The sequence below is a fragment of the Nocardioides sp. GCM10030259 genome (assembly GCF_042666375.1).
GTDB lineage: Bacteria > Actinomycetota > Actinomycetes > Propionibacteriales > Nocardioidaceae > Nocardioides.
On the sequence record NZ_JBHTDF010000023.1, the window covers coordinates 26,490 to 49,264 of the forward strand.

Sequence of the window (22,775 nt, forward strand, 5' to 3'; positions counted from 1 at the left end):
TCAGTCCTCCAGCCTTCCGGGGACGAACTCGCCCGTCGGGATCGCCAGCAGGTTGGACGCGTAGGCGTCGAACCACGGGCCGGTGCCGATGATGTTGCTGAGGATGTCGACGTACGGCCCCAGCGCGTTGAGCGTGGCCTTGAGCTCCTTCTCCTTGGAGTTCAGCAGCGAGAGCAGGTCGTCGACCTCCTGCAGCGCCGGGCCGATCTGGTCCTGGTTGTCGGCCGCGACCCCCTCGAGCTGGCGGGCGAGGTCGCGCGCGTTGACCAGCAGCAGGTGGATGGCCTCCTTGCGCTTCTGCACCTCCTGGAAGACCAGGTCGCTGTTCTTCATCAGGTCGACGATGTCGTCGCTGCGCGCCGCCAGGACCTTGCTGACGCTCTGCGCGCCCTGCAGCAGCGCCTGGATCTGCTCGTCGCGGCTCGCGACGGACCGCGAGAGCCGCGCGATGCCCTGGAAGCTCGCCTCGATCTCGGGCGCGGCCTCGTTGGTCGTGTCGGCCACGACGTCGAGCGCCTTCGCGAGCTGGTCGGTGTCGATCCGCTCGGTGGTCGTCGTCAGGTCGCCGAACACGCCGACGATGTCGTACGCCGACTGCGTGCGCTCGACCGGGATCACGTCGTCCTCGTCCAGCTGGCCGGAGCCGGCGGGCTCGAGGTCGAGGAACTTCTCGCCCAGCAGGTTGAGCACCTCGATGGACGCCCGGCTGTCGGTGCCGAACTCGACGCCGTTGTCGACCTCGAAGGTGACGACGACCCGGTTGCTGTTCTCGAGCACGACGTCCTGCACCCGGCCGACCCGGATGCCGCCGACCTGCACCATGTTCCCCTTGTGGATGCCGCTGGCGTCCTTGAACTCGGCGCGGTAGGTGCTGCCGGCGAAGCCGGGGAAGCTGCCCAGGTTGAAGGCCGCGGCCATGATCAGCGCCATCAGCACGAGGGTGATGGCGCCGAGCCGCAGGACCCGGGCGTCGCTGTAGCGGCGGGAGTCGCTCATTCGGTGCCCTCCGCTCCGTTGCAGCGGGGCGCGGTGGACCGGAAGTCGAGGTGGTTGAGCTCGTTCATCAGCTGCTTGATGCCGGGGATGTCACCGAGCCCGGGCGGCAGCGTGATGCGGGCGTTGACGCCGCAGAGGTAGTAGCTGTACCAGCTGCCGTACATGCCGGTCCGGGTCTGGTCGGTCATCGACTCCGGGAGCCGGTCGAGCATCTCGATGACCTGACCGCGGGACTCCTTCTCGTTGAGCAGGGCCGCCAGCTTGCGCAGCTTGGCGACGTCGGACTTGATCAGCGGCCGGCCCTCGCGGAGCAGGTCGGCGACGACGACGGTGAGGTCGGAGATGTTCTTCAGCGACGACCCGATCGTCGACCGGTCGCGGGCGAGGTCGGTCATCCAGTCCTTGAGCCCGATGACGAGGTCGCTGAGCTGGCGGTGCCGGCTGTCGACGGTCGTCAACGTCTGGCTGAGGTTGTCGACGACCTGGCCGATCAGCTCGTCGCGGTCGGCCAGCGCGTTGGTGAGCGACGCGGTCTTCTGGAGCAGGCCGCGGACCGTGCCACCCTCGCCCTGCAGCACCTGCACGAGGTTCAGGCTGAGGTCGTTGACCTGCTTCGGGTCGAGCGCCTGGAAGAGCGGCTGGAACCCGTTGAAGAGCGTGGTCAGGTCGAGCGCCGGCTTCGTCTGCTCGATCGGGATGGTGCCGTCACCCTCGAGCCGCTCGGCGGACCGGTCGCCGCCCTCCTCGAGCGCGAGGTAGCGGTCGCCGACGAGGTTCAGGAAGCGGATCTCCGCACGCGACGCCGTCGTCAGCGGCACGTCGGACTTGATCCGGAAGGTCACGATCGCCGCGCTGCGCTGGTAGTGCTCGACCTCCTTCACCTCGCCGACGCTGACGCCGGCGATACGGACGTCGTCGCCCTTCTCGAGCATCGAGGCGGTGCTGAAGACGGCCCGGTACGTCGTACCTGCGCCGAAGCCGACGTTGCCCATGATCGCCGCCAGCAGGCCGGTGACCAGCAGGGAGACGACGGTGAAGATGCCGAGCTTGATGCCGGCCGAGATCGTGGTGGCGTTGCGGGACATGGCTACCGCCCGCCCTTCGAGGCCTGGCGCACGAGCGGCCCGTACATCAGCGACCCGAGCGCGCCGTACTCGTCGGCGGCGGTGCCGGTGCGCTGGGCCAGGAGCGCGTTCACGATCTGCTGCTCGGCGGGGCTGCCGGAGTAGTCGGCGCCGACGCGGTTGAGGCCCAGCATGCTGGTGGGCAGGAGCGCCTTCGGGGGGTTCTCGTCGATGTCGCTGCCCTGGTCGAGCGGCGAGGGCGGGATCGGCACCTGCGGGTTCGGCAGGCCGGAGCACCACGGTCCGTGGCCGACCTCGCCGTACGTCGGGCGGTCGCCCTCGTCGTACGCCTGGTACTGGGGCGCACCGAGCTCGACGTACTGCTTGACCTGGTTGCCCTCGAAGGTGCGGGCCAGCCGCGGCGCGTACGCCGCCGCCCCCTCGAGCAGGCAGGGGAACTCGGGCGAGTAGACCGCCAGCAGGTCGAGCATCGGCTCGGTGACCTGGCCCAGCCGGATCAGGTTGCTCTCGTTCTCGCGGAGGAGCTTCGTCGAGGTGTCGGCGACGCCGCTGAGGTCGGCGAAGAACGTGCCGAGCTGCTTGCGGTTGTCGACGATCGTCCTGCTGGTGGTGGTCAGGTTGTCGAGCACCCCGAGCAGGTCGGGGGCCGCGAGGTCGTAGGTGTCGGCGACGTCGGCCAGCTTCACCAGGTCCCGCCGCAGCGTCGGCAGGTGGTCGTCGATCTCGCCGAGATAGGCGTCGAGCTCGTCCATCGTCCGGCCGAGCTGCTCGCCGCGGCCGCCGAGGGCCGTCGCCAGCGCGTTGAGGGTCGCGTTGAGGTCGGCGGGGCGCACGGTGCGCAGCAGCGGGAAGAGCGTGGCGAGGATGCGGCTCAGCTCGACGTTGGTCTCGACGCGCTCCGCGGGGATCACGGCTCCGTCGGCGATGGCGGTGCCCGAAGGCTCGTCGGGCAGGACCAGCGAGACGAACTTCTGGCCGAAGAGCGTCGTCGGCAGGATCTCGACGCTGACGTTGTCGGGGATCTCCTCGGCCTCGGCGGGCTCGAGCGCGACGGTGATCACGGCCTGCTTGCCGTCCTGGCCGACCTTGCGAACCTGGCCGACGAGCGCGCCGTTGAGCCGGACGTCGCCGAACTTCGCCAGCTGGAGGCCGGCGCGGTCGGCCTGGATCGTCACGGTCGTGACCTTGTCGAACGCCTTGTTGTAGATGGCGATCGAGAGCGCGATCAGCAGCGCGATCACGGTCAGGAAGGCGACGCCGGCCACCAGCAGCCGGGCGTGCTCCCGGCGGCTGTCGTGGTAGATGTTCACCAGCATCGGCGCTACCCCGTGATCCGCACGGTCGTGGTGGAGCCCCAGATCGCGAAGCTCAGGAAGAAGTCGGCGACGACGATCGTGACGATGCTGGTGCGGATCGCCCGGCCCACGGCCATGCCGACGCCCGCCGGGCCGCCCGACGCGGTGTAGCCGTAGTAGCAGTGGATGAGGATGACGGCGGTCGCCAGGAACAGCAGCTTGAAGAACGACCACAGCATGTCGATCGGTGGCAGGAACTGCAGGAAGTAGTGGTCGTAGGTGCCGGGCGACTGGCCGTAGATGATCGTCGTGATCAGCCGCGGCGAGAGGTACGACGCGCACAGCGCCACGATGTAGAGCGGGATCACCGCGACGAAGGCCGCGACCATCCGGGTCGTCACCAGGAACGGCAGCGACGGGATGCCCATCACCTCGAGCGCGTCGATCTCCTCGGAGATCCGCATCGCGCCGAGCCGCGCGGTGTAGCCGCAGCCGACGGTGGCCGCGAGCGCGACGGCCGAGACCAGCGGTGCGACCTCGCGGGTGTTGAAGTATGCCGAGATGAACGCGCTGAACTTCGCGACGCCGATCTGGCTCAGCGACGCGTAGCCCTGGATGCCGACCTCCGTGCCCGCGAAGAACGCCAGGAAGGCGATGACGCCCACGGTGCCGGCGATGAGGGTGAGCCCGCCCGCGCCGAAGGTGATCTCGGCCAGCGTGTTCACGATCTCGCGGGGGTAGCGCTTGATGGCGCGCGGCGCCCAGGAGAGCGCCTTGACGTAGAACAGCAGCTGGTCGCCGTACTGCTCGAGGGTGTCGCGGCGGCCCTTGACGAAGGAGCCGCCGAGCTCGCTGATGGTCGCCATCCGATCAGAGCCCCGGGGGTGGGACGACCTGGAAGTAGATCGCCGTGATGATGGCGTTGAGGAAGAACAGCACCATGAACGCGACGATCACCGACTCGTTGACCGCGCGGCCGACGCCGCTCGGCCCGCCGCCGGCGTTGAGGCCCTTGTAGGCGCCCACGATCGCGGCCAGCCAGCCGAACACCAGCGCCTTGACCATCGAGATGTAGAGGTCGTTGATGCTCGCCAGCGCCGTGAACGACGAGAGGAACGCCCCTGCCGACCCGCCCTGCACGATCACCGTGAAGAAGTAGCCGCCGCCGATGCCGGCGCCGATCACGATGCCGTTGATCATCACGGCGACGAACATCGTGGCGACGACGCGTGGCGCGATCAGCCGCTCGAGCGGGTCGACGCCGAGCACCTCCATGGCGTCGATCTCCTCGCGGATCTTGCGCGCGCCCATGTCGGAGCAGATCGCCGAGCCCGCCGCGCCCGCGATGATCAGCGCGGCCGCGATCGGTGCCGCCTCGCGCACCACCGCGAGCACCGCCGTGGCGCCCGCGAACGACTGCGCGCCGAGCTGGCCGGTCAGGTTGCCGACCTGCAGCGAGATCACCGCGCCGAACGGGATCGAGACCAGGATCGTCGGCATCAGCGTCACGCTGGTGATGAACCACGCCTGCTCGATGAACTCCCGGAACTGGAAGGGCCGCGTGAAGATCCGCTTGGTCACCTCGATGACCATCACGGCGATCTCGCCGGGGCCACGAACGACGGACGCAGCCGAGAACGCCACCCTTACCTCCCAACACCGGTCTAGACCGCTCGCAGACTAGAACGTGTTCTCATTTCGTGCAAATGACAGGCCCGAGCGCTCCCAGCTAGAACCCGTTCTCCCTCAGTCCAACGACCGTCCTCCCCGCAGGTGACGCCCCAGAAACGTGGGCTGGACCAGGGGGTGCGCATCCGCCTCCTACGATGTCCGCGTGGACAGGGAGGTCTGGTCGTCGTTCACCCACGACCCACGCGATCGGCAGTACCAGGCCCTGCGCGCCTCGGACCAGGACCGATCCGTGCTGGTCCAGGTCCTGTCGGAGGCGTACGCCGACGGGCGTCTCGACCGGTCCGAGTTCGACGAGCGCAGCGAGGCGGCGCGGACGGTGCGCACCCTGGGTGACATCGATCCGCTGCTCCACGACCTGGTGCCGGCCCGGCCGGAGCCGGGCGGGAGCCTGGTCGCGGCGTCCCGCTCCGACCTGGAGCGGATGGCCCACCGGCACTGGCAGGCGAAGCGGCGCGAGGCGGTGTTCTCGTTCATCGGCGCCAGCACGTTGACCACGGGCATCTGGGTCGCGACGTCCTTCCGCGACGGCGACTGGAACCCCTACTTCTTCTGGCCGGTCTTCGTGATCGTCTTCAGCCTGCTGCACCTCGTCCGCACGGCGAGCACCCGTCAGGAGATCGTCGACGGCGAGGTCCGCCGGCTCGAGCGTCGGCGCGAGAAGGACCTGCGCAAGAAGAGCTGGGGCCGGTGATCCTGCGCTGGCAGACGGTCCGCGCCCATCCCTCGGCCGTCCTGCTCGCGACGCAGCTGGTCGCGGTGCTGGCCTACCCGTTCCTCGACGACACCGCGTGGGGCCGCGCCGTCGTCGGCGTGGTGCAGCTCGGCATCGTGCTCGCGGCGCTGGCCGCCGTGCGCCCCACGCCGGCCCTGACCTGGATCGCGCTGCTCTTCGGCGGGCCGGCGATGCTGATGACCGTCCTCGAGGCCCTCCAGCCCGACAACGACGCCATCGTGTTCGTCTCGGCGGTCTTCCACGCGCCGTTCTACTTCTACATCTCGTACGCGATGATCCGGTACCTCTTCCACGACGACCGGGTCACCCGCGACGAGCTCTTCGCGACCGGGGCCGCGTTCACCGTGGTCGCGTGGGGCTTCGCGTACGTGTACGCCGCCTGCCAGGCGGTCTGGCCCGACTCCTTCATCGGTGCCGACGGCACCGGCGGCCGCAGCTGGTTCGAGCTGCTGTTCCTGTCCTTCAGCACCCTCACCAGCGTGGGCCTCTCGGACGTCGTGCCCGTGCAGGGGCACGCCCGGTCGTTCGTGATGGTCGAGATGATCGCCGGCGTCTTCTACGTCGCGCTCGTGGTGGCCAGGCTCGTCAGCCTCGCGGTCATCCGGCAGAGGCCGTAGCTCAGTCGTCGGGGTCGTCGCCGTCCTCGTACTCGTCCAGCAGGCCCTCCTTGCGGGCCGCCGCGACGATCCGGCGGACGTTTTCGAGGGATCCGCAGTCGGCCTCGATCTGTCGGTTGCGCTCGGCGCAGAACTGCTCCCCCAGGTCGGCACGCACCTTCGGACCGACCTCGTCACGGGCCGGGTTGAGGATGGTCAGCTCCTCCTCGGTGAGGTGGTGGTTGACGACCCGCGCCAGCTCCTCGACGGCGTCCTCGAACGCGTCGGTGTCGGTGCCCTTGAGCTCGAGCACCGCGAGCAGCGCGGCGTTGCCCTCAGCGTGCTCCTCCTCACCGTGCTCGGCCTCGTGCTCCCCGACCGCGCGCTTGCGCCGCAGCTTCGGGTAGACGTGCTTCTCCTCCGCCTCCGCGTGGGCGATGTGCAGCGTGGCGAAGGCGTGGCGTACGGCGTCGCGGTCCTGGCTGCTGTCGCGCAGGTCGCGCAGCAGCGCCTCGAACCGTCGGTGGTCGTCGAGGATCACGTCGACGACGTCGCCCTGCACCGGACGCCCCAGGTCGATGTTCGTCATGGCGGCAACGTAGCCAGCGAGCAGGCGCAGCAAACGTTGCCGGCGGTCACGCGGACTTGAGGGCGTAGGCGGAGCCGGCGACGGTGCGGATCCGGTCGGAGCCCGCACCCGCCTTCCGCAGCTTCCGCCGCAGGCTCGCGACGTGGATGTCGATGAGGAACTCGGACTCGAGGAAGTCGCCGCCCCACACCTCCGTCACCAGGTCCCGTCGCGGCCACTCCCGCTCCGGCTCGCGGGCGAGCACGGCCAGCACCTCGACCTCGGGCGGCGTCAACGGGACGGCGACGCCGTCCAGCATCGCGACGTGACGCACCGGCATGAGCACCAGTCCACCACCCGCCTCGATGACGCCGTCGGGATCGTCCATCGCCCGCTCCGGGGCGACGGGCGCCGGCGCGGCCCGGCCACGGGACCGCCGCAGCAGGGCCGATGAGCGGGCCGCGAGCTCGCGCGGCGAGAAGGGCTTCGCGAGGTAGTCGTCGGCGCCCAGGTCGAGCGCCAGCAGGCGGTCGACCTCGTCGCTGCGCGAGGTGATCATCATGACGTAGGCGTCGCTGAACTCCCGGATCCGGCGGCAGACCTCGGTGCCCTCCATGTCCGGCAGCTGGACGTCGAGGGTGACCAGGTCGGGCTGGAGCTCGCGGGCGAGCCGCACGCCCTCGTCGCCGTTCTCGACCGAGGTGGCCTCGATCCCGCCCTTGCGCAGCACGAGCTCGATGAGCTCCCGGGTGTCGGGGTCGTCCTCGACCACCAGTGCCTGAGCCACTATGTCGCCCCTTCCCGGAGAATCGGAGACGCTGTAGTTCTACACCCACAGTCGTACCACTCGGGAGGACGGCGCACGCATGGACGAGCAGACGTCGACGACGGTCCAGGCAGCCCAGGGACTCGTTCGTTGGGGCCAGCGCGAGGAGCGGATGGACCGCATCACCCGGCTGGCGCAACGCATCTTCGGCGTGGTCTGGACGTCGATCACGGTGCTCGATGAGCATCGGGCCTGGTTCCCGAGCGCGCAGGGCTTCGACATCCAGGTGATGCCGCGGCACGACTCCTTCTGCCACACGGCCAGCCAGTACGACACCACCACGCTCGTCGCGGACGCGACGCTCGACGAGCGCTTCCGCGAGCTCCCGGCGGTGGTCGACCGGGGCATCCGCTTCTACGCCGGGGTCCCGCTCCGCGACGCCACCGGCACCACCGTCGCGGTGCTGTGCCTGTACGACGACCGGGTCCGCAACCTCGACGACGACGACCTGCTGACGCTGACCGACCTCGCCGCCTGGGCCGAGCAGGAGCTGCTGTCCTCGGCCGAGATGGTGCGCGCGGCCCAGGTCCAGACGTCCATGCTGCCGTCCGGACCGATCCGGATGGCCGGCTGGGACATCCACGGGGTGTGCCTGCCCGCGCTCGCCGTCGGCGGCGACGGCTTCGACTACTCCGTCGACGAGGACGTGCTCCACGTCGGGCTCGGCGACGTGATGGGCAAGGGCACCGGCGCCGCGCTGCTCGGTGCCGGGATCCGGGCGGCCACCCGCGCGACCCACGCCGCCGTCGTCGCCGGCGTCGACCTCGGGGTCACCGTCACGCAGATCGCGCGCACCCTCAGCGACGACCTCGAGCGTGCGGACGCGTTCGTGACCCTCTTCGAGGGGGCCGTCGACCTCGACGACGGCTACCTGCGCTACGTCGACGCCGGGATGGGCCTGTGTCTCGTCGTGCGTGCCGACGGCGCCGTCGAGCGGCTCCTCAGCGACGACCTGCCGATCGGCGTGCTGGCCGACAGCCACTGGACGGAGCACTCCACGACCATCGAGCCGGGCGACCGGATGCTCGTCTTCAGCGACGGCCTGCTCGAGCTGCTCGACGACCAGCAGACGTGGTGGCAGCCCGTGGGCGAGATGGTCGCGGCCCACGAGGACGCGACCGCGCTGCTGACCACGATCGCGCGGTTGACGGGGACGCTCCGACCGCCCGACGACGTCACCGCGGTCGCCGTCTTCCGCAAGCCGATGGCCGGTCAGGCCTGAGCCCGACCGGCCTCGGCCGGTGCCGACTCAGCTCGCGCAGAGCAGCCGGGGCGTCGCCATGACGGCCTGGGCACCGGGCGCCTGCGTGCCGTTGACCGTCGAGGTCCAGGACAGCCGCAGCCGGAAGACGCCGCTCACGTCGAAGGTGCGGGCCTCGGACTCGGTGAGCCCGAACGACCCGGTGTAGAGCGGCTCGCCGTCGCCCACGAGGCTCAGCGTCGCCACGGCTCCCTCGTCGCTGGCGTCGCCGGCGCCGAACCGCGTGCTCAGCGTCGTGCAGGTGGGGTCCAGGTTCCAGTCGACCCCGCCGGTCGTGACGTCGCCGAAGTAGGAGACGACCGAGTCGGGGTACGCCGTGCGCCTGATGTTCGCGATCCCGCCGATGTCGACCGCCTCGGTCTCGCGGACCGCCGTGTCGGTGAGGTTGCGCCACTGGTAGATCGTCACCTTGACCGGCTTGCTCGTGCGAGCTCCGGCGCCCTGGGTGACGACCCGGTAGCGGCGGGTGCCCGGAGTCTCCGGCCTGTCGGTGTAGGAGAACTTGCCCGCCTTCTTCGTCGTCAGGGTCGCCTCACGACTCCACTTCCGGTCGCCGATCTTCTTCTGCAGCACCACCTTCGTGCCCTTCGCGGCCGGCCTGATCTTGCCGGAGAGCACGACCTTCTTGCCGGCCACCAGCTCCGTCTTGCTCGTCTCGAGCGTGACCCTGTCGACCGAGCGTCGCTCCGGAGCTGCCCGGTCGGCCGTGGCGACCGGCGCGACGACCCCCACTGCGAGGGCGGTGACGAGACCGGCGGCGCCGATCCTGGTGACGTGCTTCATAGACCCCAAGCCTCCTGTGCATCTGGTGCCGGTTCCCGGCACTACCCCCATCAGCGCCGGCGATGCCGATCGCGTTACGTCGTCGGCGACCGTAGCCGACAACGGTGCTGGAATCGGTGAGGTCAGGCGGCGCGGGCGATTCCCTCGAGCTCGTCGCGGTCGACGACCAGGCGGGTGCGCACCCGGTAGCGGTAGACCTGCACGAGGCCGAGGCCCCACAGGAGGTACTGGGTGCTCATGGCCCAGCGGAACGCCTCCGGCGTGTACTCCGAGCCGCCGCCGGGCGTCCGCCAGTCGAGCACGATGCCGATCGCGATGACCAGCAGCAGGCTCGCGATGAAGCCGCCCTGGTTGATGATCCCGCTGGCGCTGGCGAACCTCTCGTGCGGGTTGGACGTGCGGCCGACGTCGAAGCCGATCATCGCGGCGGGCCCGCCGACGCCCACGACGACGACCAGCGTCACCAGGAGCGCGTACGGCGCCTGACCCGGCCAGGCGAGGACAAGGGTCCAGACGGCGGCGATGGTGCCGACGATGCTGAGCACCGTCGTCGACCGGTGCCACGGGTGCGCGCCGACCAGCCAGCCCAGGGTGGGCCCCGCCGCCATGCCCGTGACGACCATCAGCGTGAGCAACAGGCCTGCGGATCCCGACGACAGGTGCTCGCCCCTGACCAGGAACGGGTAGCCCCACAGCAGCGTGAGGGAGGTCGCGCTGAACTGCGTCGAGAAGTGCATCCAGAAGCCCAGCCGGGTCCCCGGGTGCGCCCACGACGCCGCCAGGCTGGCCCGGATCGCCGGCCACGACATCGCGGCGCCGCGGAGGTTCCGGGCGGTCGGCGAGTCGCGCAGCAGCACCAGCGCGGCGACGGCCAGCGCGAGGCCGATCGAGGCCGCGACGAGGTACGCCGGCGTCCAGCCGAGGCTGCCGAGCGCCCAGGTCATCGGCGCCGCGGCGAGCACGGCGCCGAGCTGCCCGAGCTGGCCGGTGAGCTGGGTGATCAGCGGGATCCGGCGCGCCGGGAACCAGGACGCCACCAGCCGGAGCACGCAGATGAACGTCATCGCGTCGCCCATGCCGACGAAGACCCGGGCGGCCAGCGCCGCAGGGTAGCTCTCCGCCAGGGCGAAGCCCGCCTGCGCGACGGTGAGCAGCGCCGTGCCGCAGAGCAGCACGCTGCGCGAGCCGAACCGGTCGACCAGCAGGCCGACGGGGATCTGCATACCGGCGTACACCACGAGCTGGAGCATCGTGAACGTCGCCAGCTGGGACGCCGAGATGTCGAAGCGCTCCGTCGCGGCCAGCCCGGCGACCGCCAGCGAGGAGCGGTGGAACACCGCGACCAGGTAGACGAGGAGCCCGACTCCCCAGACGATCCAGGCGTGCGCCGTCACGGTCGTCGGGCGGGCAGTCACTCCGCGAATTCTAGAACGGTGGTTGAGGTGCGAGCGAAGCGAGCCTCGAAACTCAGTCCAGGCAGAACTCGTTCCCCTCGGTGTCCTGCATCACGATGAAGCCGTTGCTCATCGGCGGGTCGGGCTCGAACCGCGTCAGCCGGGTGGCACCGAGGCCCACGAGCCGCTCGCACTCCGCCTCGAGCGCCGCCATCCGGTCGTCACCCGTCAGGCCGGGGGCCGCACGCACGTCGAGGTGGACGCGGTTCTTGGCGGCCTTGCCCTCGGGCACCTGCTGGAAGAACAGTCGTGGGCCGTCCCCGCCGGGGTCGACCGAGGCGGAGGCCATGTTGCGCTGCTCCTCGGGCAGGGTCGCCGCGAAGGCGTCCCAGGAGTCGAAGCCCGGTGGGGGCGGCGGCAGCACGTAGCCGAGCACCTCGTTCCAGAAGAGTGACAGTGCGCGTGGGTCGGCGCAGTCGAAGGTGATCTGGACCTGCCTGACTTCCGTCACTTGGCACCCGCTTCCATCATCTGTCGGAGCTCCTTCTTGAGGTCACCGATCTCGTCGCGCAGCCGGGCCGCGACCTCGAAGTGCAGCTCGGCGGCCGCGCCCTTCATCTGGTCGGTCAGCTCCTGGATGAGCTGGGCGAGCTCGGCGCTCGGCAGGCCGGCGAGGTCTTGGGTGTGCTGCCCGGACTCGCCGCCGGCCATCCGGGAGAGCGCCGGAACCGGCGCCTTGCGGTTCTTCGGGTCCTGCGTCTGCCAGGTCTCGAGGAGCGCCTGCGTCGACTCGTCCTCGCGCGCGAGCATGTCGGTGATGTCGGCGATCTTCTTGCGCAGCGGCTGGGGGTCGATGCCGTTGGCGGTGTTGTAGGCGACCTGCTTGGCCCGCCGCCGGTTGGTCTCGTCGATCGCCGCCTCCATCGAGGGCGTGATCCGGTCGGCGTACATGTGCACCTGCCCGGACACGTTGCGCGCCGCGCGGCCGATCGTCTGGATCAGCGACTTGTCGGAGCGCAGGAAGCCCTCCTTGTCGGCGTCGAGGATGGCGACCAGCGAGACCTCGGGCAGGTCGAGACCCTCGCGCAGCAGGTTGATGCCGACGAGCACGTCGTACTGCCCCAGGCGGAGGTCGCGGAGCAGCTCGATGCGCTTCAGCGTGTCGACCTCGGAGTGCAGGTAGCGGGTGCGGATGCCGGCGTCGAGGAGGTAGTCGGTGAGGTCCTCCGACATCTTCTTGGTCAGCGTGGTGACGAGGACCCGCTCGCTCTTCTCGACCCGCTCGTTGATCTCGTGGATCAGGTCGTCGATCTGGCCCTTCGTGGGCTTCACGACGACCTCGGGGTCGACCAGCCCGGTCGGGCGGATGATCTGCTCCACGGCGTCGCCGCCGACCTTGTCGAGCTCGTAGTCGCCCGGCGTCGCGGACAGGTAGATCGTCTGTCCGATGCGGTCGAGGAACTCCTCCCAGCGCAGCGGTCGGTTGTCCATGGCGCTGGGCAGCCGGAAGCCGTGCTCGACCAGGTTGCGCTTGCGCGACATGTCGCCCTCGTACATGCCGCCGATCTGCGGCACGGCCACGTGGGACTCGTCGACCACGAGCAGGAAGTCCTCGGGGAAGTAGTCGAGGAGGCAGTTGGGGGCCGAGCCGCGGGTGCGGCCGTCGATGTGCATCGAGTAGTTCTCGATGCCGGAGCACGAGCCGACCTGCCGCATCATCTCCACGTCGTACGTCGTGCGCATCCGCAGCCGCTGCGCCTCGAGCAGCTTGCCCTGCCGCTCGAACGTCGACAGCTGGTCCTCCAGCTCCGTCTCGATGCCCTGGATCGCGCGCTCCATGCGCTCCGGGCCGGCGACGTAGTGGGTCGCCGGGAAGATGTAGAGCTCCTGGTCCTCGGTCACGACCTCGCCGGTGACCGGGTGGAGCGTCATCATCCGCTCGATCTCGTCGCCGAAGAACTCGATGCGGATCGCCATCTCCTCGTAGACCGGGAAGACCTCGAGGGTGTCGCCGCGCACCCGGAACGTGCCGCGGGTGAAGGACATGTCGTTGCGGGTGTACTGGATCTCGACCAGGCGCCTCAGGATGGTGTCGCGGTCGTGCTCCTCCCCCACCTTGAGCCGGACCATGCGGTCGACGTACTCCTGCGGCGTGCCGAGGCCGTAGATGCAGGAGACGGTGCTGACGACGATCACGTCGCGCCGGGTCAGCAGGCTGTTGGTCGCGGAGTGCCGCAGCCGCTCGACCTCCTCGTTGATGGAGGAGTCCTTCTCGATGTAGGTGTCGGTCTGCGGGACGTAGGCCTCGGGCTGGTAGTAGTCGTAGTAGGAGACGAAGTACTCGACCGCGTTGTCGGGGAAGAGCTGCCGCAGCTCGTTGGCGAACTGCGCGGCGAGCGTCTTGTTGGGCTGCATCACCAGCACCGGGCGCTGAAGCTGCTCGGCCACCCACGCCACGGTCGCCGTCTTGCCGGTGCCGGTCGCACCGAGCAGCACGACGTCCTCGATCCCGCCCTTGATCCGCTTGCTGATCTCCGCGATCGCGGCCGGCTGGTCGCCGGAGGGCTGGTAGTCGGAGACGACCTTGAACGGCGCCACCCGGCGCTCGAGGTCGGTCACTGGTCGCATGATGTCGAGCGTAGACCGGGGCTCCGACAGTGCTCCCGACAGTGCTCCCGGGCGCTCGCTAGATTGGCCCCGTGAGCCGCACGCCCTCCCCCAGCCTCGGACGGGTGCTGCGAGCGATCCGCCGGACCGTGGTGACCATCGTCGGCGTCCAGCTCGCGATCGCGATCGGCATGTCGCTGGTCGACTCCTACCGGCGCCGCGGGAAGAAGCCGAAGCCCTTCCCCATCACGGCGCCGAAGGAGGTCGAGGTCGGCGACGGCACGCTCACGACGTACACCTACGGCCAGGACCTGTACGACGCCATGCTCGAGGCGATCGAGAGGGCCGAGCGGCAGGTCCTCTTCGAGACCTACATCTGGAAGGGCGACGAGGTCGGCGAGCGGTTCAAGGCCGCGCTGGCCGCGGCGGCCGACCGCGGGGTCGAGGTCTACTGCATCTACGACGGCTTCGCGAACCTCGTCGTCTCCCCGCGCTTCAAGCGATTCCCGCCGACGATGAAGGTGCTCCGCTACCCCGTCTACCCGGCCGGCTGGAAGTTCTTCGACCTCGCCCGCTACGGCCGCGACCACCGCAAGATCCTCGTCGTCGACGACACGGTCGGGTTCGTCGGCGGCTACAACATCGGCACGGCGTACGCCACCGAGTGGCGCGACACCCACGTGCGGATCACCGGCCCGGGCGTGTGGGACCTGAAGCGCGCCTTCGCGGACTTCTGGAACCTCAGCCGCCGACGCCGGATCGGTACGTCGGAGCGGCCGCTGCTCCTCGAGACCGCGTCGACCTGGGAGCCGCGGATCCGGTTCCACCGCAACGTGCCGCGGCTGTGGATGTTCCCGATCAGGTCGATGTACATCGAGGCCATCAACCGAGCCTCGACCCGGGTCTGGATGACCCACGCCTACTTCTGCCCCGACCAGGACTTCGTCGACGCGATGAAGGACGCCGCGCGACGCGGGGTCGACGTGCGCCTGCTGGTGCCGCTGAAGTCCAACCACATCGTCGCCGACTGGATCTCGCGCGGGTACTTCTCGCAGCTGCTCGACGCGGGCGTGCGGATCTTCCGCTTCAAGGACGCGATGGTGCACGCGAAGACCTCGACGATCGACGGCACCTGGGCGACGATCGGCACCGCGAACGTCGACCGGCTCAGCCTGCAGGGCAACTACGAGATCAACGTCGAGGTCATCGACCCCGCCTTCGCCGCCGAGCTGGAGCGGATCTACGCCGCGGACGAGTCGAACTGCCTCGAGCTCACCAAGGGCGAGTGGGAGGCGCGCGACCTGCATCGCAAGTTCACGGAGATGATCCTCGCTCCGCTGCGCCCGCTGCTCTAGCGGCGCGGCTCCGGTGTCGGTTTCCCCGGTCCACCGGGGAAACCAGACGTTCTGGGGCGAAACTTCGGCCGAAAAGTTCAGGCTTCCCCGGTTCACCGGGGAAGCCTGCACGGCACTCAGCGCCGGGTCACGCGCGCGGGCAGGTGGGTGCGCGGCGCCATCCGCGGCCCACGGCGCGGCCGCCGGCCGGCGGTCAGGCCGATCAGCACGGGCACCCTCCCGCGGTGCGGACGCCAGGGCTCGAGGAACTCGGCGAGCTCGTCGTCGTCGAACGGCCGCCCGGCCACGGCCCACCCCACGTCGGGCGCGACGTGGTAGTCGCCGAAGGACACCGCGTCGGCGTCGCCGTGAGCTCGCTGGCGCACCTCGGCGGCGGTCCAGACCCCGATCCCGGGCAGCGTGGTGAGCCGGCGCTCGACCTCCTCGCCCGGCAGGCCGGCGGTGCGCTCGAGCGCGTCGGCGACGCGGGCGGCGGTGACCAGTGCCCGGGAGCGCGCGGGGTCGACGTGCATGCGCAGCCACTCCCAGGACGGGATGCGGCGGATCGTCTCGGCGTCCGGCTGCACCCACAGGCGCAGGTCGGCGCCCGGCCCCGGGGCGCGCTCGCCGTACCGGTGCACGAGCATCCGGAACCCCGCGAACGCCTCCTGCCCGGTCACCTTCTGCTCGATGATCGCCGGCGTCAGCGCCTCCATGACGAGACCGGTGCGGCCGATCCGCCAGTGGTTGTAGCGGCGCCAGCCCTCCTCGACGATCGGGTGCCGCGGCTCGAAGCCCGCGACGTCATCGTCGGCGCCGAGCAGTGCCGGGATCGAGCCCAGCACCCAGTCGGCGCCCGGCCCCCAGGCCTCGGCGCGGACGAGACCCTCGCCGGATCGGGGCTCGACCGCGAGCGTGGCCGGACCCTCCGGCGTACGGATGCCGCGCCAGTGGCGCTCGCCGTCGACGCGGTACGTCGGGTCGCCGCCGCCCCGCCGGTGGACCGCGAGCACGACGCTGACCGGACACGGCCAGTCGGGTCGCCACTCACGCACCTGTCCGTCCACTCCGCGAGGGTAGCCCGGCCCGCCGACGGTGGAACGTGTTCTAGTCTCGGGCCATGTCGCTCCTGATCGAGGACCGCCACCGGGTCCGCACGCTCACCCTCGACCGCCCCGACGCGCTCAACGCGTTCAACGAGGCGCTCTACGACGCGACGACCGAGGCGCTGCGAGCGGCGGCCGACGACCCGGACGTCGCGGTGGTGCTGCTGACCGGCAGCGGTCGGGCGTTCAGTGCCGGCACCGACCTGCTCGAGATGCACGCCCGGGCGACCGATCCGGACTTCGTGCCCGGCAAGCACGGGTTCCTCGGGCTCGTCGACGCGCTCGTCGACCTCCCGAAGCCGCTGGTCTGCGCGGTCAACGGTCTCGGCCTGGGCATCGGCGCCACGATCCTGGGCTTCGCCGACCTCGCCTTCATGTCGACCTCGGCCCGGCTCAAGTGCCCGTTCACGAGCCTCGGGGTCGCGCCCGAGGCGGCGTCGTCGTACCTGCTCCCCCGGCTGGTCGGCCGTCAGGACGCGGCGTGGGTGCTGCTCTCGGCGGAGTGGGTCAGCGCGGAGCAGGCGCGCGAGATGGGCCTGGTCTGGCGGGTGTGCGAGCCCGAGGACCTGCTGCCCGAGGCGCGGCGCCACGCCGAGGTGCTCGCGGCCCGGCCCATCTCGTCGCTGGTCGCGGTCAAGCGCACCATGACCGAGCCGCTGCGCGACGGCATCGCCGCCGCGCGCGAGCGGGAGAACGCCGCGTTCGCCGAGCTGATGGGCGGACCCGCGAACATCGAGGCGCTGACGGCGTTCGCCGAGGGCCGCGAGCCCGACTTCACGAGCCTGCCGCCGGGCTGGTGAGGCTCACCAGCCCACGGAGGCGGGCGGCTCGGTGAGCACCCGGAGCGCGAGGTCCGTCGTCGCCGGTACGCCGAGGTGCCCGACCACCCGCGTCACCCGGCCGGGGTCGAGCGGGAGCAGGCCCGGGGTGCCCGGCACCTCGGGGGTGAGGCCGAGGTCGACGTCGGTGCGGCCGGTCATCATCGCGAGGTTGAAGTCGAAGCGCTCCCGCGCCTCCTGCGGGGCGAGCCGCTTGAGCAGCGCCGACCCGATGCGACGCTGGCCGGTCTCCTCGCACCAGGAGTCGATGGTGGCCACGAGGTTCTCGCCCGCACAGTGGTCGATGTCGGCCCACACGGCCCGCATCGAGCCCATCTGCGAGAGCAGGACCGGTGCGGTCTTCTCGCCGATCCCCGGCACGCCCGGCAGGTTGTCGCTCGCGTCGCCCCGCAGCGCGGCGTACTCGAGGTAGTGCCCGGCCTCGATGCCGTACATCGCGTGCAACCGCGCCGGGTTGAGCAGCGGCGACCCCACGATCCCGCCGGTGATCAGGCGCAGCACCTGCGTCCGCTCGCTGATGTGCGCGAAGGCGTCGCGGTCGGAGGTGATGATCACGCACCGCCAGCCCTCACGCTCGGCCCAGGTGGCCGCGGACGCGCTGACGTCGTCCGCCTCCAGCCCGGCCGGCTGCACCGCGAGCAGGCCGAGGGCGTCGAGGAGCGCCTTGGCCCGGCCGAGCTGGTCGACGAGGTGGGCGTCCTTCTCGGCGCGGCCGGCCTTGTACGCCGGGTAGGCGTCGGCCCGCACGGACGCGGCCCGGTCGTCGAGCCCGAAGAGCACGGCATCAGGCGCGAACTGGTCGATCGCCTCGAGGATCTGGCGCACCATGCCGTGCAGCGCCCAGGCCGGGCGGCCGCCGAGGTCGCGCAGCCCGGACTCCGCCCGCGCGTGGTGGTTGCGGTGGAGCAGCGAGGGCGCGTCGACGGCGAGCAGCAGGCGGTCTCCCGTCACAGCAGCCCGATCTCATCAGCGTGCCGGCGTACGGCGTCGCTGTCGGCCGCGAGCACGAACGGGACGTCGGCGTCCCAGGCGTCGGTGACCTTCTCGACCCGGCCGTCGCCGGGGTCGAGCCGCACCTCGCGGATGTAGACCGCGCGGATCCGGCCGGGGTGGGCGCGCACGATGTCGGCGTACACCTGCGGGTCCCGCTCCCCCGAGTCGCCGATCAGCACGAACGGCAGCTGAGGGTGCAGCCGCAGCACCTCCTCGATGCGCTCGTGCTTGCGGGCGCGGCCGTCGTGGGTGCCGATCAGGTCGCGCAGCAGCACCGGACCGAGCGGGAAGTCGCGGTGGCGGAGGAAGCCGAGCAGGAACGCGTGCAGGTTCCACGGGCTCGAGGAGATGTAGAAGACCGGGTTCACGCCGCGGCTGAGGTCCCGGTAGAGCGGCGCCGCGCCGGGGAACGGCGTCCGCGTCAGCGCCGAGCCGGTGAACGTCTGCCGCAGCATCTGCCCGACCCGCTGCACGCCGGTCTGGAGGATGGTGTCGTCGATGTCGGACACGATCCCGAAGCGGGCGTCCGGCCCCGGCACCCGGATCCGGACGGTCGCGCGGTGCTCGGTCAGCCCGCGGTACTCCTCCGCCAGCTCGACCCACCCGTCCTGCCACGGACTGGCGAGGGCACCCGGGCGCAACTCGGCGTTGAAGTAGCCCTCGGCGTCGCTCACGACCTCCGCGGTGGCGTCGCCGACCGTGATCCGCAGGGGCACGCCGGGCAGCTCGTCGGTCACGAACTGCCCGAGGCTCCGCCGCAGCGCCGCACCGACGCCCTCGCCCTCCATGACCGGCGCGGGCGGCGGGTTGTCGAGCACCCGGCCGCGGACGACGACCCCCTCGGGTCCGCCGTGGCCGAGGTAGGTGTCGACCCGGAAGTTCTCGGGGACCCCGCCGGCCTTGCGGCGCCGTCGCAGCGCGTCCCACCGGTGCTCGGCCCCGACGAGCAGCCGCTGCTTGCGTCCCACGCGTCCAACCTAGTGTCGGCGACTGCATGTTGAATGACCGCATGCTGCTCGCGGACGTCGTCGCCACCTCCACGACGGTCGCCGCCACCCGGTCCCGCAAGGCCAAGGTGGCCGCGATCGCCGCGCTGCTCGCGACCGCGGGCCCCGACGACATCGAGACGGTCACGGCGTACGTCGGCGGCGCGCTGCGCCAGCGGCGCACCGGCCTGGGCTGGCGCAGCCTCGCCGCACTGCCCGACCCGGCGGAGTCCTCGACCCTGACCGTCGAGCAGGTGCACGTGACGTTCGACCGGATCGCGGCCCTGTCGGGCGCGGGTTCACAGGGCGCCCGGGCCACCGCCGTGGCCGAGCTCTTCGGGCGGGCCACCACCGAGGAGCAGCAGTGGCTGCGCGGCGTCGTCACCGGCGAGGTGCGCCAGGGCGCGCTCGACTCGCTCGTCCAGGAGGGGCTGGCCGCCGCCGCATCCGTGCCGCTCGCGGCCGTGCGCCGCGCCGCGATGCTCGGCGGGTCGACCGTCGCGGTCGCGCGCGCGGCGTTCGAGGGCGTCGATGCGCTGGCGGCGGTCGGGCTCGAAGTGGGCCGCCCCGTGCTCCCCATGCTCGCCTCGAGCGCGCCCACGGTCGCCGAGGCACTTGCCAAGGCCGGCGGCGGAGACCCGGCGGCCGTCGACGTGAAGCTCGACGGCATCCGGATCCAGGTCCACCGGTCCGGCTCGCACGTCGTGGTGGCCACCCGGTCCCTGGAGGACATCACCGCCCGGCTGCCCGAGGTGGTCGAGGTGGCGCTGTCACTGCCGGCGACGTCGTTCGTGCTCGACGGCGAGGCGCTGGCCCTCGACGAGGCGGGGCGGCCGCGCCCCTTCCAGGAGACCGCGTCGCGCACGGCGATGGCCGCGGGCGTCGTCGTCACGCCGTACTTCTTCGACGTGCTGCACCTCGACGGTCACGACCTCCTCGACGCGCCGGCGTCCGAGCGCGCCGCGGCGCTCGACCGGCTCGTCCCCGAGACGCACCGGGTGCCGCGCCTGGTGACGGACTCGCCGGCCGACGCGGCGGCGTTCCTCGAGAACACGCTCGGGTCCGGTCACGAGGGCGTCGTCCTGAAGTCGCTGACCGCGGCGTACGACGCCGGCCGCCGCGGGGCCGCGTGGGTCAAGGTCAAGCCGGTGCACACGCTCGACCTCGTCGTGCTCGCCGTCGAGTGGGGCTCCGGCCGCCGCCAGGGGTGGCTCTCCAACATCCACCTCGGCGCCCGCGACCCGGCCACCGACGAGCTCGTGATGCTGGGCAAGACGTTCAAGGGCATGACCGACTCGGTATTGGCTTGGCAAACGGAGCGCTTCCTGGAGCTCGAAACGCACCGAGAGGGGCATATCGTCTACGTTCGGCCAGAGCAGGTCGTCGAGATCGCGTTCGACGGCGTGCAGCGCTCGACGCGCTACCCCGGTGGTGTCGCGCTCCGGTTCGCGCGGGTGGTTCGCTACCGCGACGACAAGCCCGCCCACGAGGCGGACACCATTGAGTCGGTTCGAAACTACTTGTAGCTTGTAGCTGCGGCGACATACCGGTGTTTACTGATGCCAACAGCTGACCGTTCACCATTCGGAGGCCGATGTGTCGGACGACGAAGTAAACGTCGTTGATCTGGCGTCGCAAGTTCCTGATCCGCGCGGCGGTGTCGTCGCGCATCTCACCGCGTTGTACCGACAGTCCAGGGATGCAGATGATGGGCGCCGGGTCCGCCGGCGCAACCTTGACGTGGCCGACCGAACGAACCCTAGTCCTGCGGGATGATCACCCAAACTGTGATCGACTTCGTGAGATCGTCGCGCTGGTAAACGATCCAGAATCCACACCGCCGTACGGCGAAAGCATCGTCGACGTCGAAAGCATCGTCGGGGTGTGGGTGCCACTCGAGTCCGTTAAGCACCTCGTCTATAGCGATCTGCTCGACAACGCTCAGGCGCTCGAATTCCCTCAGGGCAATCCCAGCAAGCATCGTTACATAAGGCACCGGGCGCCCATCGCGACCTGCGGCTGCGGCAGCGCTACTCATCTCGAGATCCAGTGCTTCTGGAGCCGGTTGGCGGCGCCGGGACGCGATACACAACCCGAAGCGCGGACTCAAAGAAGCTCAGCCACTGGGCCATGGCAGGCTCGGGCCAATCAGAGTCCGTCGGCGGAAGCATGTCGAGGACGCCATCGATGACCTTGTGGTGTCGTGCGTCTGCGACTCCATGCGATGTCGGGTGACGAGTCGACGTGGGTGTCGCAGCGGCCGCACCGGTCGATACGGCCGGACGTCGCGCGGCTTCTCCAAGAGAAGGTCGAATCATGCGCGTCCGACCTCCCGAAACGGCGAACAGCCCAGCTTGCTCGGCAGAATCCAGAAGGCGGCCCAGGACTCCGGTCGAGCGATCTTCGTGAATCTGCCAACGCGTCTCCAGCGCGTTTCGCAGACCCTTGGCGTCGGGGAGCGTCTCGCCGTGGTAGTGATCCAGGACCGCCTTGTAGAGCGGGACGTCCTCGAACGCTTCGAGTCGCGCACGCTGTTCGGTGGCGGGGAAGTCCGGCCGGAGGATATTTCGCGCACGGAGCGAGGGTTCCAGCGCCCCGGCCTGCCCAGTGAGGAGCCCGAACGCACGCGCACTCGCGATTCGGCTTAGGAACGCACCGTTGTTCTTGCTCTTGTACCCGAGCCAGACTGCCAACTCGTCCTGGGACGCGATGCCGCCGTTGTCCTCGATAGCCTTGGCGACCTCGATCGAGGCGTCGAGGTCATGGGACGTAAACTTGAATGCCGGTGCGACCACCATTTTACTCCATCTACTCGCAGGTCCGCGATGACGTAGACACTAGCAGAGATTCAACGTCGAACAAGTAAAATCTCTACGGCTTACGGCCGCGGTCGGGCGCCTGTTCCATCGCAAGCCCTCTCGGCCGCCAGCCCGGCTGACCCGTCCCGATTCGTCACAACCGTGCAACACGCGGTGTCACGGCTCGTACACTGACGGCATGGCGACTGCTCCCGAGACCGACGGCCGGCGTACGGCTGCGGCGGCCCGACGCCGGGCCCGCGAGAAGGAGATCATCTCGGCGACGCGGGGGCTCTTCGACCAGCGCGGGGTGCGCGACGCGCAGATCGAGGACATCGCGAAGGCGGTCGGGATCAACCGGGCGATCGTCTACCGGCACTTCACCGGCAAGGAGGAGCTCTTCGCACTCACGCTGGTCGAGTACCTCGACGAGCTGCGCGTCGCGCTCGCCGAGGCGGTCGCGGGCTCTGACGACCCGGCCCAGCAGCTGGCCGACGTGGTGGCGGCGTTCGTGGAGTACGGCGTGGCGCACCCGGCGTTCGTGGACTGCGCGCAGACGATCATGCGGCGCACCGGTCCCGACCTGCTCGACGAGATCTCCGAGAGCGCGCTCTTCCGGCTCGGCCGCGGCATCTCCGGCTGCCTCGCGCTGCTGACCCAGGTGCTCGAGGACGGCGTGGAGAAGGGCGAGTTCCGGGTCGAGGACCCGGTGCTGCTCGCGAACACGCTCTACGCGAGCGGCCTCGGCGCGCTCCAGCTCGCCCGGGTCGGCATCCTCGTGAAGGAGGCCGCGCCCGGCATCCCCACCGTGGGCACCATCTCCCCCGAGCAGGTCCGCGACTACCTGGTCGCCTCGGCGCTGGCGCTCGCCACGCACTGAGCC

The 22,775-nt window shown here is 70.4% G+C and carries 23 protein-coding genes; 7 read left to right on the forward strand and 16 right to left on the reverse strand.

Features of this window, described 5'->3' with window-relative positions; all coding sequences use genetic code 11:
• From ACFQQI_RS18435 to ACFQQI_RS18455, 5 genes are read right to left on the reverse strand one after another with little or no spacing between them, the layout of a single operon-like run.
• Positions 1-996, reverse strand: coding sequence for an MCE family protein (locus ACFQQI_RS18435; protein ID WP_378566838.1), 996 nt, complete (start codon positions 994-996; stop codon positions 1-3).
• Positions 993-2,081, reverse strand: a complete 1,089-nt coding sequence (locus ACFQQI_RS18440) for an MCE family protein (protein WP_378566841.1) — start codon at positions 2,079-2,081, stop codon at positions 993-995. The genes ACFQQI_RS18435 and ACFQQI_RS18440 overlap by 4 nt, the downstream gene beginning before the upstream one ends.
• A gap of 2 nt (positions 2,082-2,083) precedes the next feature.
• Positions 2,084-3,397, reverse strand: a complete 1,314-nt coding sequence (locus ACFQQI_RS18445; protein WP_378566844.1) for an MCE family protein — start codon at positions 3,395-3,397, stop codon at positions 2,084-2,086.
• Between the two features lie 5 nt (positions 3,398-3,402).
• On the reverse strand, positions 3,403-4,242 hold the full coding sequence (locus ACFQQI_RS18450; RefSeq protein WP_378566847.1) for an MlaE family ABC transporter permease: 840 nt from the start codon (positions 4,240-4,242) through the stop codon (positions 3,403-3,405).
• Positions 4,243-4,246: 4 nt separating this feature from the next.
• Positions 4,247-4,969 carry an MlaE family ABC transporter permease gene (locus ACFQQI_RS18455; RefSeq protein ID WP_378567395.1) on the reverse strand — a complete coding sequence of 241 codons (723 nt, stop codon included), beginning with the start codon at positions 4,967-4,969 and terminating at the stop codon, positions 4,247-4,249.
• Between the two features lie 241 nt (positions 4,970-5,210).
• Here ACFQQI_RS18455 and ACFQQI_RS18460 point away from each other — a divergent pair, with 241 nt between their 5' ends.
• Positions 5,211-5,759 carry a DUF1707 domain-containing protein gene (locus ACFQQI_RS18460; RefSeq protein WP_378566850.1) on the forward strand — a complete coding sequence of 183 codons (549 nt, stop codon included), beginning with the start codon at positions 5,211-5,213 and terminating at the stop codon, positions 5,757-5,759.
• Entirely contained in the window at positions 5,756-6,418 is a 663-nt protein-coding gene (locus ACFQQI_RS18465; protein WP_378566853.1) for an ion channel, read from the forward strand. Before ACFQQI_RS18460 ends, ACFQQI_RS18465 begins: the two co-directional genes overlap by 4 nt.
• 1 nt (position 6,419) lies before the next feature.
• On the opposite strand, the gene ACFQQI_RS18470 is transcribed toward ACFQQI_RS18465, so the two are convergent.
• A complete protein-coding gene (locus ACFQQI_RS18470) occupies positions 6,420-6,986 on the reverse strand; it encodes a hemerythrin domain-containing protein (protein ID WP_378566856.1) in 567 nt (188 codons plus the stop codon).
• Between the two features lie 46 nt (positions 6,987-7,032).
• Positions 7,033-7,752, reverse strand: coding sequence for a response regulator transcription factor (locus ACFQQI_RS18475; RefSeq protein ID WP_378566859.1), 720 nt, complete (start codon positions 7,750-7,752; stop codon positions 7,033-7,035).
• A gap of 79 nt (positions 7,753-7,831) precedes the next feature.
• Here ACFQQI_RS18475 and ACFQQI_RS18480 point away from each other — a divergent pair, with 79 nt between their 5' ends.
• Positions 7,832-9,013, forward strand: a complete 1,182-nt coding sequence (locus ACFQQI_RS18480; protein WP_378566862.1) for a PP2C family protein-serine/threonine phosphatase — start codon at positions 7,832-7,834, stop codon at positions 9,011-9,013.
• Between the two features lie 27 nt (positions 9,014-9,040).
• Here the strand turns inward: ACFQQI_RS18480 and ACFQQI_RS18485 are convergent, their stop codons facing one another.
• From ACFQQI_RS18485 to uvrB, 4 genes are all read right to left on the reverse strand, one after another.
• Positions 9,041-9,835 (reverse strand): hypothetical protein, encoded by a 795-nt coding sequence (locus tag ACFQQI_RS18485; RefSeq protein WP_378566865.1) that lies wholly within the window; start codon positions 9,833-9,835, stop codon positions 9,041-9,043.
• A gap of 122 nt (positions 9,836-9,957) precedes the next feature.
• Positions 9,958-11,250: a nitrate/nitrite transporter gene (locus ACFQQI_RS18490; RefSeq protein WP_378566868.1), complete on the reverse strand. Its 1,293-nt coding sequence runs from the start codon at positions 11,248-11,250 to the stop codon at positions 9,958-9,960.
• A 52-nt stretch (positions 11,251-11,302) separates the two neighbouring features.
• Positions 11,303-11,740 (reverse strand): VOC family protein, encoded by a 438-nt coding sequence (locus ACFQQI_RS18495; protein WP_378566871.1) that lies wholly within the window; start codon positions 11,738-11,740, stop codon positions 11,303-11,305.
• Complete coding sequence (gene uvrB / locus ACFQQI_RS18500) at positions 11,737-13,857, reverse strand: excinuclease ABC subunit UvrB (RefSeq protein WP_378566874.1); 2,121 nt, start codon at positions 13,855-13,857, stop codon at positions 11,737-11,739. The genes ACFQQI_RS18495 and uvrB overlap by 4 nt, the downstream gene beginning before the upstream one ends.
• A gap of 71 nt (positions 13,858-13,928) precedes the next feature.
• Between uvrB and ACFQQI_RS18505 the strand changes: the two genes are divergently transcribed.
• Positions 13,929-15,191 carry a phosphatidylserine/phosphatidylglycerophosphate/cardiolipin synthase family protein gene (locus ACFQQI_RS18505; protein WP_378566877.1) on the forward strand — a complete coding sequence of 421 codons (1,263 nt, stop codon included), beginning with the start codon at positions 13,929-13,931 and terminating at the stop codon, positions 15,189-15,191.
• A gap of 116 nt (positions 15,192-15,307) precedes the next feature.
• Here the strand turns inward: ACFQQI_RS18505 and ACFQQI_RS18510 are convergent, their stop codons facing one another.
• Entirely contained in the window at positions 15,308-16,237 is a 930-nt protein-coding gene (locus ACFQQI_RS18510) for a DNA-3-methyladenine glycosylase family protein (protein WP_378566880.1), read from the reverse strand.
• 53 nt (positions 16,238-16,290) lie between these two features.
• Between ACFQQI_RS18510 and ACFQQI_RS18515 the strand changes: the two genes are divergently transcribed.
• The gene (locus tag ACFQQI_RS18515) at positions 16,291-17,076 is read left to right on the forward strand and encodes an enoyl-CoA hydratase/isomerase family protein (RefSeq protein WP_378566883.1); all 786 of its coding nucleotides are present in this window, start codon (positions 16,291-16,293) and stop codon (positions 17,074-17,076) included.
• Positions 17,077-17,079: 3 nt separating this feature from the next.
• On the opposite strand, the gene ACFQQI_RS18520 is transcribed toward ACFQQI_RS18515, so the two are convergent.
• Complete coding sequence (locus ACFQQI_RS18520; protein ID WP_378566886.1) at positions 17,080-18,066, reverse strand: 5'-3' exonuclease H3TH domain-containing protein; 987 nt, start codon at positions 18,064-18,066, stop codon at positions 17,080-17,082.
• Positions 18,063-19,076 (reverse strand): App1 family protein, encoded by a 1,014-nt coding sequence (locus ACFQQI_RS18525; protein ID WP_378566889.1) that lies wholly within the window; start codon positions 19,074-19,076, stop codon positions 18,063-18,065. Before ACFQQI_RS18525 ends, ACFQQI_RS18520 begins: the two co-directional genes overlap by 4 nt.
• 41 nt (positions 19,077-19,117) lie before the next feature.
• On the opposite strand from ACFQQI_RS18525, the gene ACFQQI_RS18530 reads away from it, so the two are divergent.
• Positions 19,118-20,620, forward strand: a complete 1,503-nt coding sequence (locus tag ACFQQI_RS18530) for an ATP-dependent DNA ligase (RefSeq protein ID WP_378566892.1) — start codon at positions 19,118-19,120, stop codon at positions 20,618-20,620.
• A 233-nt stretch (positions 20,621-20,853) separates the two neighbouring features.
• Here ACFQQI_RS18530 and ACFQQI_RS18535 read toward each other — a convergent pair whose 3' ends face one another.
• Positions 20,854-21,132 carry a hypothetical protein gene (locus ACFQQI_RS18535; RefSeq protein ID WP_378566895.1) on the reverse strand — a complete coding sequence of 93 codons (279 nt, stop codon included), beginning with the start codon at positions 21,130-21,132 and terminating at the stop codon, positions 20,854-20,856.
• Complete coding sequence (locus ACFQQI_RS18540) at positions 21,125-21,892, reverse strand: hypothetical protein (protein ID WP_378566898.1); 768 nt, start codon at positions 21,890-21,892, stop codon at positions 21,125-21,127. The genes ACFQQI_RS18535 and ACFQQI_RS18540 overlap by 8 nt, the downstream gene beginning before the upstream one ends.
• Positions 21,893-22,091: 199 nt before the next feature.
• Between ACFQQI_RS18540 and ACFQQI_RS18545 the strand changes: the two genes are divergently transcribed.
• A complete protein-coding gene (locus ACFQQI_RS18545) occupies positions 22,092-22,772 on the forward strand; it encodes a TetR/AcrR family transcriptional regulator (RefSeq protein ID WP_378566901.1) in 681 nt (226 codons plus the stop codon).
• Positions 22,773-22,775: the final 3 nt, after the last annotated feature.